Below are 16,330 nucleotides of genomic sequence, written 5' to 3' on the forward strand. Positions count from 1 at the left end.
GCCCGCCCCCTCGGACAGGGCCGGTCAGGGGTTCCTGTGGGAGCTGGAGACGAGCGAGCGCTCGTCCGTGCGACCCGGCGCGGGCGTCGGCGCCATGCCGGTGGTGCCGCCGTTGCCGCCGCCTGTGCCGCCTGTGCCGCCCGTCCCGCCGCCCGTGCCTCCGCCGCCCGTGCCGGTGCCGCCCGGGGCGGCCTCGACGGTGACGGTCACGGTGCTGCTGTACGGCGACTCGTTGGTGCCGCAGATGGCGAGGTACTTGACGGTGAACGTGCCCGGGTTGGTGCCCACCTTGATCTCGCCCGACGTGGTCTGCGCGTTCGTCGGGTTCGTGCTGCCGCCCCAGGTGCCGGTGGCGCCCTGCGAGACGGAGTCCGCCTGGATCTGGTACCCGTTCAGCGTCTGGCCGGCGGGGCAGGAGTAGGCGGGCCAGGAGATGTCCACCGTCTGGCCGGCGCGGACGTCCGTCGGGGTGACCGTGGGCGTGCCCGGTGCCGCGGTGGGCAGCGTGGGCGGTCCGTAGGCCGTGATCTGGATCGTGGCGCCCTTCGCGACGGTTCCGGTAGGGGTGATGGCGGTGACGCGACCCTCCTCCTCGCCGGACGGCGCCGCGCTGCCCGTGACGACGGTGACCTTGAGGCCGAGGGCGGTGAGCTCCGCCGTGACCGTCTTCTGGTCGCGGCCGATGTAGTCGTCGCGGTTGACGTCCACCGTGCTGGCCGTGGGCGAGGGGGTGGGGGACGGGCTCGGCGAGGGGCTCGCGCTCGGGGTGGCGGTGGTCTCGACCGGCGCCGGGGTCGCATCGTCGCGGCGCTGGCCGGCGGTGAGGGCGATGGCCCCCGCCACGATGGCGCCGATCACGAGGATCGCGACGACGACGAAGATCCAGATCGCGCGCTTGCGGGCGCGCGGCTCCTCGGGCTCCTCGTCGTCCGCGTCCTCCAGGAGGAAGGGGTCGGCTGCGCCGGCGCGCGGCCCAGACGACGACAGGACCGTGGTCGCGCCCGTGTCGGCGGCGCGGCGGCCGGACGGCATGAGCTGCGTGGCCTGCGTGGGCGTGCCCGGATCCGCCAGGGCGGCGGCACCCGCGACGGCCGCGACCGCGATGGTGGCGGTGGCGACGTCGCCCCGACGGAGCGCCTGCGCGGCGCGCGCGAGGTGCGCGGCGCTCTGCGGACGGTCGGCCGGCTTCTTGGCGATGCACGACATCACGAGGTTGCGCACGGGCTCCGCGACCGTGACCGGCAGCTCGGGCGGCAGCTCGTTGATCTGCGCCATGGCGATGGCGACCTGCGACTCGCCCGTGAAGGGGCGACGGCCGGCCAGGCACTCGTAGGCGACGATGCCCATCGAGTACACGTCGGTGGACGGTGATGCCGGGTGTCCGCTCGCCTGCTCGGGGGAGAGGTACTGGACGGTGCCCATGACCTGGCCCGTGGCGGTGAGCGGCACCTGGTCGGCGATGCGCGCGATGCCGAAGTCGGTGATCTTCACACGGCCGTCTGGCGTGATGAGCAGGTTGCCCGGCTTGATGTCGCGGTGGACGAGCCCGGCCTGGTGCGCGGCGTGGAGGGCCAGCGCGGTCTGGGCGATGATGTCGAGCACCTTGTCGGTGGACAGCACGCGCTCGCGCTCGAGGATGGTGGAGAGCGCCTCTCCGGGTACCAGCTCCATCACGAGGAAGGCGCTGCCGTCCTCCTCGCCGTAGTCGAAGACGTTGGCGATGCCCTCGTGGTTGACGAGCGCGGCGTGGCGGGCCTCGGCGCGGAAGCGCTCGAGGAACCCGGGGTCGCCGAGGTACTCGTCCTTGAGGATCTTGATCGCGACCTTGCGCCCGATGACGAGGTCGGTGGCCTCCCACACCTCGCCCATGCCGCCGATGGCGATGCGATCGCCCAGCTGGTAACGCCCTCCGAAGGTCAGTCCGCTCGTGGGTCTCATCTGTCCAGCACCGCCTCAATCACTTTCTTCGCCACGGGGGCGGCGAGGGTGTTCCCCGAGCCCGATCGTCCTCGTCCGCCGCCGTCCTCGACCAGGACCGCGACCGCCACCTGCGGGTCCGCCGCCGGCGCGAAGCCGGTGAACCACAGCGTGTACGGGTCGTCGCTGCCGTTCTGGGCTGTGCCCGTCTTGCCGGCCACGTCGACGCCACTGATTCTCGCATTCGACGCGACGCCGCTCTGGACGTCGTCGATCATCATCCGGGTCATGGTGTCGGCGGTCTCCTTCGAGATCGGGTCGGCGAAGCGGCTGGGGGAGAAGCCGGAGAGCTCGCTCAGGTCGGGGTTGAGGACGCTGTCGACGACGGACGGCTTCATGACCTCGCCGCCGTTCGCGATCCCGGCGGTGACCATGGCGGTCTGCAGCGGGGTGGCGCGCACGTCGAGCTGCCCGAACGCGGACTGCGCGGTCTGGGCGTCGTCGAGGTCGGGGGAGAAGACGCTCTTGGCGCTCGCCATGGGCACCTCGATCGACTTGCCGTAGCCGAACGCCTCGGCCATCTTCGCGATCCGCTCGGAGCCGAGCGCGATGCCGAGCTGCGCGAACGGGATGTTGCAGCTGAGGCGCAGGGCGGTCGCGATGCTGACCTCGGCCTCCGGGCCGCACGCGCCCTCGCCGGCGTTGGTGATGACCGTGCCGGTGCCGGGGAGCGTGAACGTCGGCGGGTTGGGGAGCAGCGAGTCGGGCGTGTACTGGCCGGACTCGATGGCGGCGGCCGCGGTGATGAGCTTAAACGTGGATCCGGGCGGGTTGAGGCTGTTCACCGCGCGGTTGATGAGCGGGTTGGACTTGTCCGCGAGGAGCGACGAGTAGCTCTGCTGCACGGCGGCGCGGTCGTGCGAGGCCAGCGTGTTCGGGTCGTAGCCGGGCTTCGACACCATCGCGAGGATGCGGCCGGTCTTCGGCTCGATCGCGACCACGGATCCCTGCAGCGACCCGAGCGCGTCGTAGGCCGCCTGCTGCACCTTCGGGTCGATCGTGAGCTCGACCGACGCGCCCTTCGGGTCCTGCCCGGTGAACGTGCGCGTGAGGCTGTCGAAGAACTGCGTGCCGCTCGTCCCGCTGAGGACGTCGTTCATGGAGTCCTCGAGCCCGGTGGATCCCTGGCCGAGCGTGTAGTAGCCGGTGACCGCGCTGTAGAGGTCGGGCCGCGCGTAGGTGCGGAGGAACTTGTAGCGGTCGTCGACCGGGACGGAGGAGGCGATGGGCGTGCCGTCGACGAGGATCGAGCCGCGCTCGGCCGAGTAGCTGGCGATGATGGTGCGGCTGTTCCGCGGATCCGCCTGCAGCGTGGGCGCGGAGATGACCTGGATGACCGACGCCGCGACGAACAGGGCCACGAACATGGCCAGGACGAACACGGAGACGCGCTTGAGCTCGCGGTTCACGACTCGACCACCAATCGGGGCTGGTTGCGGACGGTGTCGGAGAGGCGGAGGAGCAGGGCCGCGATGATCCAGTTGGCCAGCAGCGAGGATCCGCCCGCCGCCATGAACGGGGTCGTCAGGCCCGTGAGCGGGATGACGCGGGTGACGCCGCCGATGACGATGAAGACCTGCAGCGCGATGACGAACGAGAGGCCGATGCCGAGCAGCTTGCCGAAGTCGTCCTGGCCCGCGAAGCCGATGCGGAAGCCGCGCGAGACGAGCAGCAGGTAGAGGGCGAGGATCGCGAAGACGCCCGTGAGGCCGAGCTCCTCGCCGAGGCTCGCGAGGATGAAGTCGCTGTTGGCGAGCGGAGTGAGGTTGGGCATCCCCTCGCCGAGCCCGCGCCCGAACAGGCCCCCGTCGGCCATGCCGAACAGGCCCGTGACGAGCTGGTAGCTGCCGCCGTTCGCGTCGTACACGGCCGGGTCGAACGGGTTCAACCAGGCGTCGACGCGGCCGCCGACGTAGCCCAGGGTGCTCGCGCCGTACGCGCCGCCGAGGAACAGGACGAGGCCGAGCACGACCCAGCCGATGCGGCCCGTGCTCACGTAGGTCATGACGATGAAGAGGCCGAAGTAGAGCAGCGACGTTCCGAGGTCGCGCTGGAAGACCAGCACGCTCATCGACACGGCCCAGACCAGGAGGATCGGGCCGAGATCGCGGATGCGCGGGAACCGCATCCCGAGGACCTTGACGCCCACCATCGAGAGGCTGTCCCGGGCGGTGACGAGGTAGCCGGCGAAGAAGATCGCGAGGCAGATCTTCGCGATCTCGCCGGGCTGGAACGAGAAGCCGCCGATGTGGATCCAGACGCGGGCGCCGTTGATGTTCTGGCCGAGGACCGGGAGCATCGGCAGCAGCAGCAGGATGAGGCCCACGAACATGGCGATGTAGCGGTAGCGCTGCAGCACGCGGTGGTTCTTCAGCAGGACGATGACCGCGAGCCCGCACACGATGGCGAGGCCCGACCAGACGATCTGCCGCACGGCCACGCTGTCCCAGCCCGACAGCCCCGCGGCGAGGTCGAGCCGGTAGATGGCGGCGATCCCGAGGCCGTTGAGCACGGTCGCGATGGGGAGGATGAAGGGATCCGCGTCGGGCGCCAGCCAGCGCAGCGCCACGTGCATGCCGAGCACGAGGACCGCGAGGCCGGTGGCGGGGATGAAGAAGCTCTGGTCGAACGCGCCGAGCACGCCGAGCTGCACGAGGTACAGGGCGCCGCCGTTGATGACGGAGGCCAGCACGACCAGCGCGAGCTCGAGGTTCCTGAGGCGTCGGGGCACGTGGATCCGCGGGACCTTGGGTGCGCGCTCGCGGGGGCGCGCCGGGGCGTCCGCCACGCCGGCGCTAGCCACCCGCGGCCTCCTGCAGGCGGTCGACGATCTCCTCGGCGCCCGCGAGCGAGTCGGCGTTGATGGTCTGCTCCACCTGCTGGCGGTAGAAGGGCTGGAGGTCGTCGACCTGCACCTCGGTGCGCGCGTAGACGTGGGAGAGCTCGATCGGGCCGATGGTCTGCTGCACGCCGTTGTAGACCGCGACGACGCCGTCCGACTCGCCCACGTAGTAGCGGGACTGGGTCCAGCGGTAGCCGAGGACGCACGCGAGGACGAGGCCCGCGAGGATCAGCGCGACGCCGACCAGCCAGGTGACGCGGCGGCGGAGGGCGCGGCGCTTGTCCTCGGCGATGAGGGCCTCGAGGTACTGGTCCGACTCCGGCTCGAACTGCGCGTCGCGCGCGGCCGTGGTGGCGCGCAGCGGGTGCAGCAGCAGCGACGGGATGCGGACGGCGCGCTTCGCCGGCTCGTCGCCGAACGCGAGGGGCTGCGCGGCGGATCCGACGACCACCGGCTCCGGCGCGGGGCGGGATGCGGCGGTCTCGTCGTCCTCGTCGAGCACGTCGACCACCACGACCGTGACGTTGTCGGGGGCGCCGTGGTCGAGCGACTCCTTCACGAGCGCGTCGGCGACGGTGTCGGGGGTGCCCGCTGTCGCGAGGATCTCGGTGATCCGCTCCTCGGAGACGTAGCTGCTGAGGCCGTCCGAGCAGAGCAGCCAGCGGTCGCCCGTGTGCGTGTCGAGCACCTGGGTGTCGACCTCGGGCGCCGCGTCGACGTCGCCGAGCACGCGCATCAGCACGGAGCGGCGCGGGTGGACGAGCGCCTCCTCCGGCGTGATGCGGCCGCTGTCGACGAGGCGCTGCACGAAGGTGTGGTCGGCGGAGATCTGGCTGAGCTCGCCGCGGCGGAAGAGGTAGATGCGCGAGTCGCCGATGTGGGCGATGGCGACGTGGCGGCCGACGCGGGCGAGCGCGCTGACGGTCGTGCCCATCCCGGTGAGCTCGGAGTGCTCGAACACGGTCTCGGCGAGGAGCTGGTTGGCCGCGACGAGGCCCGCCTGCAGCGCGAACTCGGCGTCGTGCGCGGAGGCGTACGGCTTGTCGGCCTCGATGATCCGCGTGAGGGCGACCGCGGAGGCGACGTCGCCGCCCGCATGCCCGCCCATGCCGTCGGCGACGACGAAGAGGTCCCGCCCCGCGTAGCCCGAGTCCTGGTTGTTCGACCGGACCTTGCCCACGTGGGAGACGGCAGCGGCCTGCGTCACTGTCGCCACGCCGCTACCGCCTGAGCTCGAAGCTGGTCGCGCCGATGCGGATCGGCGTGTCGAGCGGCACCTGCGTCGGCACGCTCACGCGCTTGCCGTCGAGGAAGGTGCCGTTGGTCGAGTCGAGGTCCTGGATCATCCACTCGTCGTTCCAGAGGAGCAGGCGCGCGTGGTGGGTGGACGTGTAGTCGTCGCGGATCACGAGGCCCGACTCGCTCGAGCGGCCGATGGTGAGCGGCTCGGTGCCCAGCGGGATCTCCGTGCCGGCCTTGGCGCCGGAGGTGATGACGAGGTGGCGGGCGGTGGAGGTGGTGGCCTTCGCGCGGGACGGGACGGCGCCGGAGTTGGCGCCGGACGGCATCGACGAGATGGGCGGCGGCTGCACGCCGGGCTGCGGGGACCTCGGCGGGGCGGCGGCGGCCGAGGCGTAGGGGGACTGCGGGAACGGGGATCCGCCGGCCGAGCCCGTCTCCTCGCGGAGCTTCCGCACGCGCTGGCCGAACAGGTCGGAGCGCAGCGCGTAGACGATGCCGAAGATGAACAGCCACAGCACCGCGAGGAACGCGAGGCGGAGGACGAGGAGGGTCAGCTCGGTCACGACGCTCCCCAGAACCCGTCGTCGTGGCGCTGGCCCCGGGTGCCGCGTCCGCCGCGCTCCTCGGTGGCCTGCGGCACGACGCGGAAGGTGATGGCTGTGCGGCCGATGCGGATGACGGACTCGGGCGGGAGCGGCGCCTTGGTGACGGGCGCGCCGTTCAGCTCGGAGCCGTTCGTGGAGCCGAGGTCGCGGACCTGGGCGCGGGATCCATCCCACGCGATCTCGACGTGGCGGCGCGAGGTGCCCGGGTCGTCGACCGTGATGTCGGCGTCGCTCCCGCGGCCGATGACCGTGCGGCCCACGGGGAGCGGGTGGCGGGTGCCGGCGACGTCGACCACGGGCATCCACGTGACGGTGCCCTCGGCGGTGCGGCTGTCGATCTCGAGCACGCCCTCGGAGACGGCGTCGTCCTCGCGGAAGCCGACCTGCACCACTCCGGCGAACTGGTAGCCCTGCGACGACGCGTGCTTCTCGACCGCCTGGCGCAGCTGGTCGGTGAGCGCGGTGCCGATGCTCGCCATGCGCTCGGCGTCGGCCCGGGAGACCCGGAGGGTGAAGGAGTTGGGCACGAGGATGAGGTCGCGGTCGACGACCGCGGCGTGGGTGTCGAGCTCGCGGCGGAGCTGCGCGGCGATCTCCACGGGCTGCAGGCCGGACTTGAAGGTCTTCACGAAGGCGCCGTTGACGGCGCGCTCGAGGCCCTTCTCGAAGTTGTCCAGGATTCCCACGTGTGATCCGTCCTCGCGCGGTCCTTCCGCGGATGAATAGGGAGATCGTAGCCAACTCGGGAGGCGCCGCCCTGGACACCGGCCACGTGGCGGGTGCGCGACGGCCGCTCGCGGGGTCGTCTTGCGGGCCGGGGAGGCGCCCGTCCGGGCTCGCCGCGGCGCGGGATCGGCCTCGGGGCGTGATAATGTCGTCCGGTTGGCGCGAGTGGCGGAATTGGTAGACGCGCACGGTTCAGGTCCGTGTGTCCGTGAGGACGTGGGGGTTCAAGTCCCCCCTCGCGCACCAGCACGAGAGGCCCCCGGGATCACCCGGGGGCCTCTTCGCGTCGCCCCCGCGGCGTCGACGGGAGCGGTCCTCCGGGCCCAGCCGATCGGCGGGCGGTCTCAGCCGATGGGCGGACCGATCGGATCCCCCGGTGGATGCCCCGGCGCACCCGCGCTCCGCACACTGGGGACGTGACGCACCCGACGCTCGCCCCCGCCGCCCGACCGCTCCCCGTCGACCCCGCGGATCGGCGGCCCGCCGACGATGACGCCGCCGCCGGAGCCGCGAGGTCCGGCGCTCGCGGTGCGCTCCGCGCCGTCGGCCGCGCCGTGGCCCGCCACCCGCTCGCGATCGCCGCGGTGCTCGGCGGCAGCGCGTGGATCGGGCTCATGGCGGGCCTCGGCGAGCTCGCGCATCCGGCCGCCACCGCGATCGGCATCGCCGTCACCGTGATGGTGTTGGCGTGGTCCGAGAGCCGCATAGGGATCCTCCGCACCGCGCTCGTCGCCGCGCTCGGCTCGCTGGCGCCGGTGGCCGTCGCGTCCCTCCTCCTCGCCGCGGGCGTCGCGCTGGGCGACCTCTACTCGCAGCTCGACGCGGCCGACCGGCTGTGGGCGCCGTCCGTCGTGCTCGTCGCGGTGGCCGCCGCCGCCAGCCGCGGGCTCGCGCCGGCCCACCGCGACGGCCTCCGCGCGGCTGTCCTCGCGGCCGTCCTCGCGGGGCTGCTCGCCGGGGGCCACGGCGTCGACCTCACGCGTGGCGTGGCGCTCCTCATCGGGCTCGGGCTCGGGCGGATCCTCGTGCCGCTCTCCGCTCGTCCTGCCTGGCACGACCGTGCGGCGTCGAGCGCCCGCGTGGTCGCCGCGACCGTGCTCGGCACGGTCACGCTGAGCTGGTGGATCGCCGCCGTCTCGGGCGACGCGATCGGCGTGCTGAGCGCCATGGGCTCGCTGCTGGATCCCGGCCCCACGGTCGCGGCGCTGTGCGTGCTCATCGTCGCCGTCGCGCTCCTCCTGCGCGGCCGTCGGCTCGGCCTCGTGCTCGGGATCGCCGCGCTGCTGCTCGTCACCGGGCTGCTCGGCTGGTACTACACGGTCATCCCGCTCGCCGAGGACTGGTTCGCGTTCCCGATCGACTCCTGGATCGACCTCGAGCTGCCCCTGCTGGTGCTGACCACCTGGCTCCTGCCCGCGGCGGCGCTCGTCGTGCTCGTGGTGCGGCGGCGGTCGTTCGCCGTGCGCGCGGTCGCGGACGGGCGGTCCGCGGGGCGCGACCGCGTCCTCGCGCAGCTGATGCGCTCCGACGCCGGATCCCTCGGCTTCATGGGCACGTGGACAGGCAGCAGCCACTGGTTCGCCGGCGACGACGGGGATGTCGCTGCCCGCGGCGCCGTCGCATACCGCGCGGCGCACGGGGTGGCGCTGACGGTCTCGGATCCGCTCGCCTCGGCGGAAGACGCACCCGCGACGATCCGCGCCTTCGCCCGGCACTGCTCGGCCCGCGGCCTCGTGCCGGCCTTCTACAGCATCCACTCGCGCCACCTGCCGGTCTTCGCCGAGCTCGGCTGGAGCGTGACACCGGTCGCCGAGGAGGCCGTGATCGACCTCCCCGGCTTCTCCACCTCGGGCAAGCGCCGCCAGGACCTCCGGACGGCGACCAACCGCGCCGCGCGCGACGGGGTCGACGCGCTGCGGGGGACCTACCGCGGCCTGCCCGACGACCTCCGCGCCGCCGTCGACGCCCTGAGCGGCGACTGGGCCGACGCGAAGGCGCTGCCCGAGATGGGCTTCACGCTCGGCGGACTGCGCGAGCTCGACGACCCCGAGGTCCGGATGCTGCTCGCGGTCGACGCCGCCGGCCGCGTGCACGGCGTCACCAGCTGGCTTCCCGTCTTCCGCGAGGGGCGCCTCGTCGGCCGCACGCTCGACGTGATGCGCCGCGGCGCCGACCCCATGCCCGGCGTGATGGAGTTCCTCATCGCGACCGCCGCGCGCGCCTTCCAGGAGGAGGGGCTCGAGACGCTCAGCCTCTCCGGGACGCCGCTCGCGGGCGTCGGGGCGACACGGCCGGCCGGCGCGGTGGATCGGGTCGTGGCGCGCCTGCTCCAGGCGACCGGGCGCGTGCTCGAGCCGTCCTACGGCTTCACCTCCCTGCTGCGCTTCAAGGCCAAGTTCGATCCGCGCTACGAGACGCTCTGGCTCGCCTGCCCCACGGCGGCGGACCTCGCGCCGATCGGTCGCGCGCTGACGGCCGCGTACGTGCCGACCCTGCGGATCCGCCAGCTCGCGGGCGCGCTGCGGGCGGCGCGGGCCGCGGCCCGCGCCGGGCGCCGGGCCGGCAGGGCAGCCAGGCGCGCGGCACAGGACGCTAGCCTCGGCCACGCGGGGGACCGCGGTGCCGCGAACGGCGACGGCGGCGGATCCACCGGCGGGAGGCGGGACGCGTGATCGAGGGACCTGGCGCGGGCGACGGCACCCCCGAGGCGGGACCCGTCGTGAGCGTGGTCGTGATCGACGACGAGTCGCTCGTGCGCTCCGGCATCGCGATGGTGCTCGGCGCCAGCCCGCGCATCGCCGTCCGCGCGGCCGTCTCGAGCGACACTGCCGTCGCGACCGTGCGGGAGCACGTGCCCGACGTGGTGCTCCTCGACATCCGGATGCCCGCGCCCGACGGGCTCGCGATCCTCGCCGAGCTCATGGCCGAGCCCCGGCCGCCCGCCGTCGCCATGCTCACGACCTTCGACACCGACGACCAGGTGCTCGAGGCGCTGCACCGCGGGGCGTCGGGCTTCCTGCTCAAGGACACGGATCCCGAGCAGCTCGCCCGGCACGTGCTCACGCTCGCGTCCGGCGGCATCGTGCTCGCGCCCGGCCTCCGGCCCGGCCGGCTATTCCGCTCGCTCGAGGACGACGCGGCCCGGGCGCGCGTCGCCCGGCTCGGGGACCGCGAGACGATCGTGCTGAAGGCGCTCGCGCGCGGCCTGTCCAACGCGGAGATCGTCGCGGAGTGCGGGCTCACGCTCGGCACGGTGAAGGAGACGGTCAGCTCGATCGTCCAGGCGCTCGGCGTCGGCACGCGCGTGGAGGCGGCCGTCGTCGCCGACCGCGCCGGGCTCGTGCCCCGCGGGTGAGCGGACGATGCGCGTGAGCAGGGCCGACGCGGTGACCGCCGCGGGAGCCGCGACCGGCGCCGACCGGATCCGCGCGGCGCTCGTCGACCTCCTCGTGGCCGGCATCGCCACCGCGGCCTCGTACACGTTCCTCGCCCACGCGGAGTCGCCGTGGGACGCGGTCGCCGGCGTCGTCGCCTGCCTCGGGCTGCTGCTGCGCCGTCGCTGGCCGTGGCTCAGCCTCCTCGCCGCGATGCCGGCCTTCTACATCGGGATCGCGTACGTGCCGCTCGTGGTCGCCCTCTTCGACCTCGGCCTCTCGCGCGCCGCGCGGTGGCGCGTGGGCGTCGCGACCGGCGTGTCCGTCCTCGCGTACCTGCTGCCCATCACGCCGCCCGAGGACCTGCAGTCGGTGGTCGAGCCGCTGGTGGACGCGACGCTCTACACGGTCGGGCCGGCGCTCCTCGGGGCCTTCCTCCGGGAGCGGCGGACGGCCGCGGCGCAGCTGCGCGAGCTGCGGGAGGCGCAGACGCTCGGGCAGCGGCAGGCCGCCGAGGTCGCGCTCGCCCGGGAGCGCGCGGTCCTGGCGCGCGAGATGCACGACGTGGTGTCGCACCAGGTCAGCCTCATCGCCGTGCAGGCCGGCGCCCTGCAGGTGGGCGCGGCCGACGAGCGCTCGCGGGAGGCCGCGCGCACGATCCGCGGGCTCAGCACGGTGACGCTCGAGGAGCTGCGCGGCATGGTCGAGGTGCTGCGCGCGGCGGGCGGCGAGCGGCGGGAGCTCGCGCCCCAGCCGACGCTCGGGGACGTGCCGGCGCTCGTGGCGGCCAGCGGGATCCGCGCGACGACCGACATGGACCTCCCCGCCGACCTGCCCGCGGCCGCGCAGCGCGCCGTGTACCGCACGGTGCAGGAGGGCCTCACCAACGCACGGAAGCACGCGACCGGCGCGGCCGTGCGGATCACCGGACGGCTGGACGCGGGACACGTCGTGCTCGAGGTGGAGGCGGGCCGGGCGACGCTCCCGCTCCTCGACCTGCCGAGCGGGCGCCACGGGCTCACCGGCCTGCGCGAGCGAGCCCAGCTGCTGGGCGGGAGCCTCACGGCCGAGACGCGGCCCGACGGATCCCACCTGCTGCGGCTGCGGTTCCCGCTCTGAGGCGGGTCGGCGGGTCGGCGCCCGCGCGGGTCAGCGGCCGGCCGCCGAGGAGGCGGCCGCGGCCGGCTCGGCCTCGCTCGCGGGCTCCGGGCCGGGCCAGATGGTCCACGCGATCGCCCAGAGCGTGCAGATGCCGAGGAGCACCGTGAGGCGGGCGATCCAGTCCTCGAGCGCCTGGGTGCGGGCGGCGTCGCCGACGAACGCGATGGCGGCGAGCAGCAGGGCGCAGGCGATCGCGTAGGCGACGACCGTGAGGATCCAGAGCCGCCACTCGTGGCGCACCTTGGCGCGGCCGGATGCGGGCGGCCGCACGGGCGCGGGGCCGCCGGCGAAGCGGTGGGCGAAGCGCACGTCGAGCCAGCGGACCATCGAGTGGCCGAAGGCGACGGATCCGCCGAGGTAGGCGGCGGCGAGGCCGTGGGTCCAGTCGGCGGTGGCCCCGCCGCGGAGGTCGACGGTGACGGCGACGAGCAGCACGAGATCCACGACGGGCACGCACGCGAGGAGCGCGGCGCCGAGGCGCGGGCGGCGGAGCGCGTAGCGGACGGCGAGGCCGGCGGCGAGCACGGCCCAGAAGCCGATCTCGCAGGCGATGATGACGGCGACGATCATGCGGCGACCCCCCCGGCGCTCGGCTGGTCTCCACCGTATCGACGCGGAGCTCGGCGGCGACGCCCCAGATGAGGGGCGCCGGCCGAGCGGCGGATCAGCCCTGCCGCGCCTTGTTCCGCGGGTTCTGCTTGTTGATGACGAAGACGCGGCCGCGGCGGCGCACGACCTGCGCGCCGGGGAGCTTCTTCAGGGCCTTGATCGAGTTGCGCACCTTCATGGGGATGGTCCTTTCACGAGAACAGTTCTCAATAGACTAGCGGCATGCCCGCTCGCGACCACCTCCCGCTCCCCGTGTACCCGCAGCCGCCGTCGGGCGTCGTCCTCGTGGTGGGCGAGGGATCCGGCCTGCGCTCCGTGCTGCGGGACGCCGTCGACGACATCGCCGGGACGCTGCTCGTGCTGCCGCCCGAGGAGGCGGATCCGGTCGAGCCCATCGCGCGGTTCCTCGACGACCTCGCGGAGCGCCGGCCGGGCGTCGAGGCCGTGGTGGGGATCCCCGCGACCGCCGACGCGCGCGCGACCGGCATGCAGCTCGACCTGCTGCTGCGCCGCGAGCACGAGATGCAGCGGGCGTTCGGCGGGGCGGGATCCGGCTTCGGGCTCCGCCACGTCGTCTCGGTCGTGCCCGCCGACCGGCTGCACGCCATCGCCTTCGGCCGGATCGAGGACGCGTTCGACGAGGCCGAGACGCTCGCCGACCTCGTCGAGTACGCGACCGTCGTGGTGCTGACCGGCATGGCGCGCGTGCCGCTGGAGTCGCGCGGCGCGCTGCTCGCGCTCGTGCGTCGGCTGGCGCCCCGGGCGGCCGTGCTGGACGCCCGCCGGCCGCTCGCGCTCGACCGGCTGCCGCGCTGGGGCGACGTGGCGGGGCTCGCGGCCTCCGCGGGGTGGATGCGCGAGCTCACCGCGGCGGGCGTCGCGTCGCGGCCCGCCGACATCGACCGGCTGGACGGGCCCGTGGGATCCGTCGTCGTGAGCGATCCGCGACCGCTGCACCCCGAGCGGCTCGCGCTCGCCGTGGAGGAGGAGCTGCGGCCCGACCGCGCGGGCCTCGTGCTGCGGTCCAAGGGCTTCGTGTCGCTCGCGTCGCGGCCGGGCGAGGTGGGCGGGTGGTCGAGCGTGGGGTCCATGCTGACGCTCCAGCCGACCGGGATCGACCCGTGGCAGGAGGGCGCGCCGCACGGCACGGAGATCGCGTTCTTCGGCGTGGGGCTGCGGCCGGCCGTGCTGCGGCGGGCGATCGGCCGGGCCGTGCTGACGGGGGAGGAGCTCGCGGCGGGGCCGGCGGCCTGGGTCGGGTACGCGGATCCGTTCCCCCGGGTGGACGCGGGCTGACGGCGCCGCGCGGCCGGCGTCTGCTCCCGCGGCGGGGGCCGGCCCACGTGCGGCGCGCCCGGAGACCCGCGACCGTGACGGCCAGCCGAGAGCGGATCCGCGCGCCTGGTCACTGCTCGGCGCCCGGCGTTCAGTGGGGAGGTGAAGCAGAACCCCACCGCGGCGGGCACGACCCGCACCACCCGCACGACCACACGCACCGCGCAGGACCGCCCGGCGGACGAACGGCCCGATGCCGACCGGCCCGCCGCCGAGGATCCGGCCATCGTCCCGGAGCCCGCGCCGGGCCCCGAGCCGGAGGACGCGCTCCGCGTCGCCCGCGAGTCCTTCGGCTGGGACGAGCTGCACGACGGCCAGGTGCGCACCATCGGCCCGCTCGTGCGCGGCCGCGACGCGCTCGTCGTGATGCCCACGGGCTACGGCAAGTCCGCGATCTACCAGGTCGCCACCGTGCTGATGGATGGCCTCACGGTCGTCGTCTCGCCGCTCATCGCGCTGCAGGCCGACCAGGTGCAGAACCTCGAGGACGCGCCCGCGGCGCCGCCCGCGCGCGTGATCAACAGCACGATCCGCGGGGCGGCGCTCGAGGAGGCGTGGGCGATCGTGGAGGAGCCGGGCGCCCGGATCGTGTTCCTCACGCCCGAGCAGCTGGCCCGCGACGAGGTCGTCGAGCGGCTGGTGGCGCGCGGGGTGTCGCTCGTGGTGATCGACGAGGCGCACTGCGTCGCGTCGTGGGGTCACGACTTCCGGCCCGACTACCTCGGGCTCGGCGGCGTGATCGACGCGCTCGGGCACCCGCCGACCGTCGCGATGACGGCGACCGGATCCACGCCCATCCGCACCGAGGTCGAGGAGCGGCTGGGGCTGCGCGACCCGTTCGTGCTCTCCAGCGGCTTCGACCGGCCGAACATCCGGCTCGAGGTGCGCCGGCACACCGAGGAGTCGGAGAAGCGGCGCGCGATCGTCGCGCACGTGATGGAGCAGACGCAGCCGGGCCTCGTCTACGTCGCGACGCGCAAGGACGCCGAGGACTACGCGGACGAGATCCGCGCCGCCGGCCTCCGCGTCGACGCGTACCACGCGGGCCTCCCCGCGGCCGAGCGCGAGCGCGTGCAGACGGCGTTCCACGAGGACGACGTGGACGTGGTGGTCGCCACGAGCGCGTTCGGCATGGGGATCGACAAGCCGACTGTCCGGTACGTGATCCACGCGGCGCCGCCCGAGTCGGTGGACGCGTACTACCAGGAGGTCGGGCGCGCGGGCCGCGACGGGGAGCCGGCCGTCGGGATCCTGCACTACCGCGCCGAGGACCTCGGCCTCCGCCGCTTCTTCGCGGCGCGCACGCCCCGGCCGGCGAGCCTCCGTGACGTGTACGCGGCGGTCGCGGTGGCGGGCGTCGACGGTCCCGTGCGCCCGGCCGCGGTCGCCGAGCGCGCGGGCATGTCCGCGCGGACGGTGGGCGGCGTGCTCAACCTGCTCGTGGACGCGGGCGTGCTCGGATCCGACCGCGACGGCGCGTTCGTGCGCGAGGAGCTGGATCCGCGCGAGGCCGCCTCCCGCGCCAAGGAGGTCGCCCAGGAGCGCGAGCGCATCGAGGTCTCGCGCCTGGAGATGATGCGCGGCTACGCCGAGACGCAGCAGTGCCGCCGCCAGTTCCTGCTCGGGTACTTCGGCGAGGAGTCGCCGGAGCGGTGCGGCAACTGCGACGCGTGCGACCGGCTCGACGCGGACGACGCGCACGAGGAGGCGATGGGGACGACGGACGCCGATGCCGCCGCTCCCGCCGCCTCGGACGAGGCGTTCCCCGCGCAGTCGCGGGTCACCCACGCGGAGTGGGGACCAGGCACGGTGATGAGCACGGAGGACGACCGGATCACCGTCTTCTTCGAGAAGGAGGGGTACCGCGTGCTCTCGCGGAGGCTCGTGGAGGAGGGGGAGCTCCTGCAGCCGGCCTGATCGCGGGCGTCTGCGAGGGTGGCCCCATGCACCTCCTCCTTCCTGCACCGCAGCCGCTGGATCACCTACGGCACCGCGATCGCCATCGGGCTCGCGGGTGTCGCCGGGCTGGTGGTCGGGAATCCGCGGGGGTGGATCCCGATCGGGATCGCGGTGCTCGCGGTGCTCTTCCAACGGCTCGTCTCCCGGGACGCGCGGCGGGCGCGGGAGGCCGGAACGGACCCGCGCGACACCGTCGGCTGACCAGCCGGACTAGCCGCGGAACGTCGATGCAGATGCATGCGGTTCTCCGTTGGCCTACGTTGTCAATCAGCGGGACGAGCCCTTCGGGTGGGACGTCCTCGCGCAGCGTCGGCCTCTCGGGGGAGAGGGTCCGACCGCCCGGCTCTCCGTGCACGGAGGCCGGGCCACACCCTCTTCCGCGGAGTCGCGGTCCCGGCAGGCGCCGGGGCCGCGATCCGCTCGCACGGACCGGGCGCTCCCGTCGACCCCTTCCGGCCGCGCCCGTGCGCGGGTAGCGTCGCCCGGACGCGCCCGTCGAC

General features: G+C 74.2%; 14 protein-coding genes and 1 tRNA gene. 7 read left to right on the plus strand and 8 right to left on the minus strand.

The window, feature by feature from the left end; all coding sequences use genetic code 11:
- Positions 1 to 24: 24 nt before the first annotated feature.
- From KYT88_RS00095 to KYT88_RS00120, 6 genes are read right to left on the minus strand one after another with little or no spacing between them, the layout of a single operon-like run.
- Positions 25 to 1,938: a protein kinase domain-containing protein gene (locus tag KYT88_RS00095; protein ID WP_043583625.1), complete on the minus strand. Its 1,914-nt coding sequence runs from the start codon at positions 1,936 to 1,938 to the stop codon at positions 25 to 27.
- Positions 1,935 to 3,386 (minus strand): peptidoglycan D,D-transpeptidase FtsI family protein, encoded by a 1,452-nt coding sequence (locus KYT88_RS00100; RefSeq protein ID WP_043583623.1) that lies wholly within the window; start codon positions 3,384 to 3,386, stop codon positions 1,935 to 1,937. Before KYT88_RS00100 ends, KYT88_RS00095 begins: the two co-directional genes overlap by 4 nt.
- Positions 3,383 to 4,780, minus strand: coding sequence for an FtsW/RodA/SpoVE family cell cycle protein (locus KYT88_RS00105; protein WP_043583621.1), 1,398 nt, complete (start codon positions 4,778 to 4,780; stop codon positions 3,383 to 3,385). The genes KYT88_RS00100 and KYT88_RS00105 overlap by 4 nt, the downstream gene beginning before the upstream one ends.
- Entirely contained in the window at positions 4,773 to 6,035 is a 1,263-nt protein-coding gene (locus KYT88_RS00110) for a PP2C family protein-serine/threonine phosphatase (protein ID WP_043583619.1), read from the minus strand. The genes KYT88_RS00105 and KYT88_RS00110 overlap by 8 nt, the downstream gene beginning before the upstream one ends.
- 4 nt (positions 6,036 to 6,039) lie before the next feature.
- Positions 6,040 to 6,624 carry an FHA domain-containing protein FhaB/FipA gene (locus tag KYT88_RS00115; RefSeq protein WP_043583617.1) on the minus strand — a complete coding sequence of 195 codons (585 nt, stop codon included), beginning with the start codon at positions 6,622 to 6,624 and terminating at the stop codon, positions 6,040 to 6,042.
- Complete coding sequence (locus KYT88_RS00120) at positions 6,621 to 7,352, minus strand: FHA domain-containing protein (RefSeq protein ID WP_043583615.1); 732 nt, start codon at positions 7,350 to 7,352, stop codon at positions 6,621 to 6,623. The genes KYT88_RS00115 and KYT88_RS00120 overlap by 4 nt, the downstream gene beginning before the upstream one ends.
- Positions 7,353 to 7,551: 199 nt before the next feature.
- Between KYT88_RS00120 and KYT88_RS00125 the strand changes: the two genes are divergently transcribed.
- From KYT88_RS00125 to KYT88_RS00140, 4 genes are all read left to right on the plus strand, one after another.
- Positions 7,552 to 7,638 (plus strand) — tRNA-Leu (locus KYT88_RS00125).
- 170 nt (positions 7,639 to 7,808) lie between these two features.
- Positions 7,809 to 10,064 (plus strand): bifunctional lysylphosphatidylglycerol flippase/synthetase MprF, encoded by a 2,256-nt coding sequence (locus KYT88_RS00130; protein ID WP_237583707.1) that lies wholly within the window; start codon positions 7,809 to 7,811, stop codon positions 10,062 to 10,064.
- Positions 10,061 to 10,747, plus strand: coding sequence for a response regulator (locus KYT88_RS00135; RefSeq protein ID WP_043583611.1), 687 nt, complete (start codon positions 10,061 to 10,063; stop codon positions 10,745 to 10,747). Before KYT88_RS00130 ends, KYT88_RS00135 begins: the two co-directional genes overlap by 4 nt.
- 7 nt (positions 10,748 to 10,754) lie before the next feature.
- On the plus strand, positions 10,755 to 11,885 hold the full coding sequence (locus tag KYT88_RS00140) for a sensor histidine kinase (RefSeq protein WP_043583609.1): 1,131 nt from the start codon (positions 10,755 to 10,757) through the stop codon (positions 11,883 to 11,885).
- Positions 11,886 to 11,915: 30 nt separating this feature from the next.
- On the opposite strand, the gene KYT88_RS00145 is transcribed toward KYT88_RS00140, so the two are convergent.
- On the minus strand, positions 11,916 to 12,497 hold the full coding sequence (locus tag KYT88_RS00145; protein ID WP_043583607.1) for a hypothetical protein: 582 nt from the start codon (positions 12,495 to 12,497) through the stop codon (positions 11,916 to 11,918).
- A gap of 94 nt (positions 12,498 to 12,591) precedes the next feature.
- On the minus strand, positions 12,592 to 12,714 hold the full coding sequence (gene ykgO / locus KYT88_RS00150; protein WP_011931244.1) for a type B 50S ribosomal protein L36: 123 nt from the start codon (positions 12,712 to 12,714) through the stop codon (positions 12,592 to 12,594).
- Between the two features lie 44 nt (positions 12,715 to 12,758).
- Here ykgO and KYT88_RS00155 point away from each other — a divergent pair, with 44 nt between their 5' ends.
- From KYT88_RS00155 to KYT88_RS00165, 3 genes are all read left to right on the plus strand, one after another.
- Positions 12,759 to 13,832 (plus strand): GTP-binding protein, encoded by a 1,074-nt coding sequence (locus tag KYT88_RS00155; protein ID WP_043583605.1) that lies wholly within the window; start codon positions 12,759 to 12,761, stop codon positions 13,830 to 13,832.
- A gap of 141 nt (positions 13,833 to 13,973) precedes the next feature.
- Positions 13,974 to 15,788, plus strand: a complete 1,815-nt coding sequence (locus KYT88_RS00160; protein ID WP_051629200.1) for a RecQ family ATP-dependent DNA helicase — start codon at positions 13,974 to 13,976, stop codon at positions 15,786 to 15,788.
- Between the two features lie 18 nt (positions 15,789 to 15,806).
- A complete protein-coding gene (locus KYT88_RS00165; protein WP_043583603.1) occupies positions 15,807 to 16,031 on the plus strand; it encodes a hypothetical protein in 225 nt (74 codons plus the stop codon).
- Positions 16,032 to 16,330: the final 299 nt, after the last annotated feature.

The sequence above is a fragment of the Clavibacter sp. A6099 genome, from assembly GCF_021919125.1.
Classification (GTDB): Bacteria; Actinomycetota; Actinomycetes; order Actinomycetales; family Microbacteriaceae; genus Clavibacter; species Clavibacter seminis.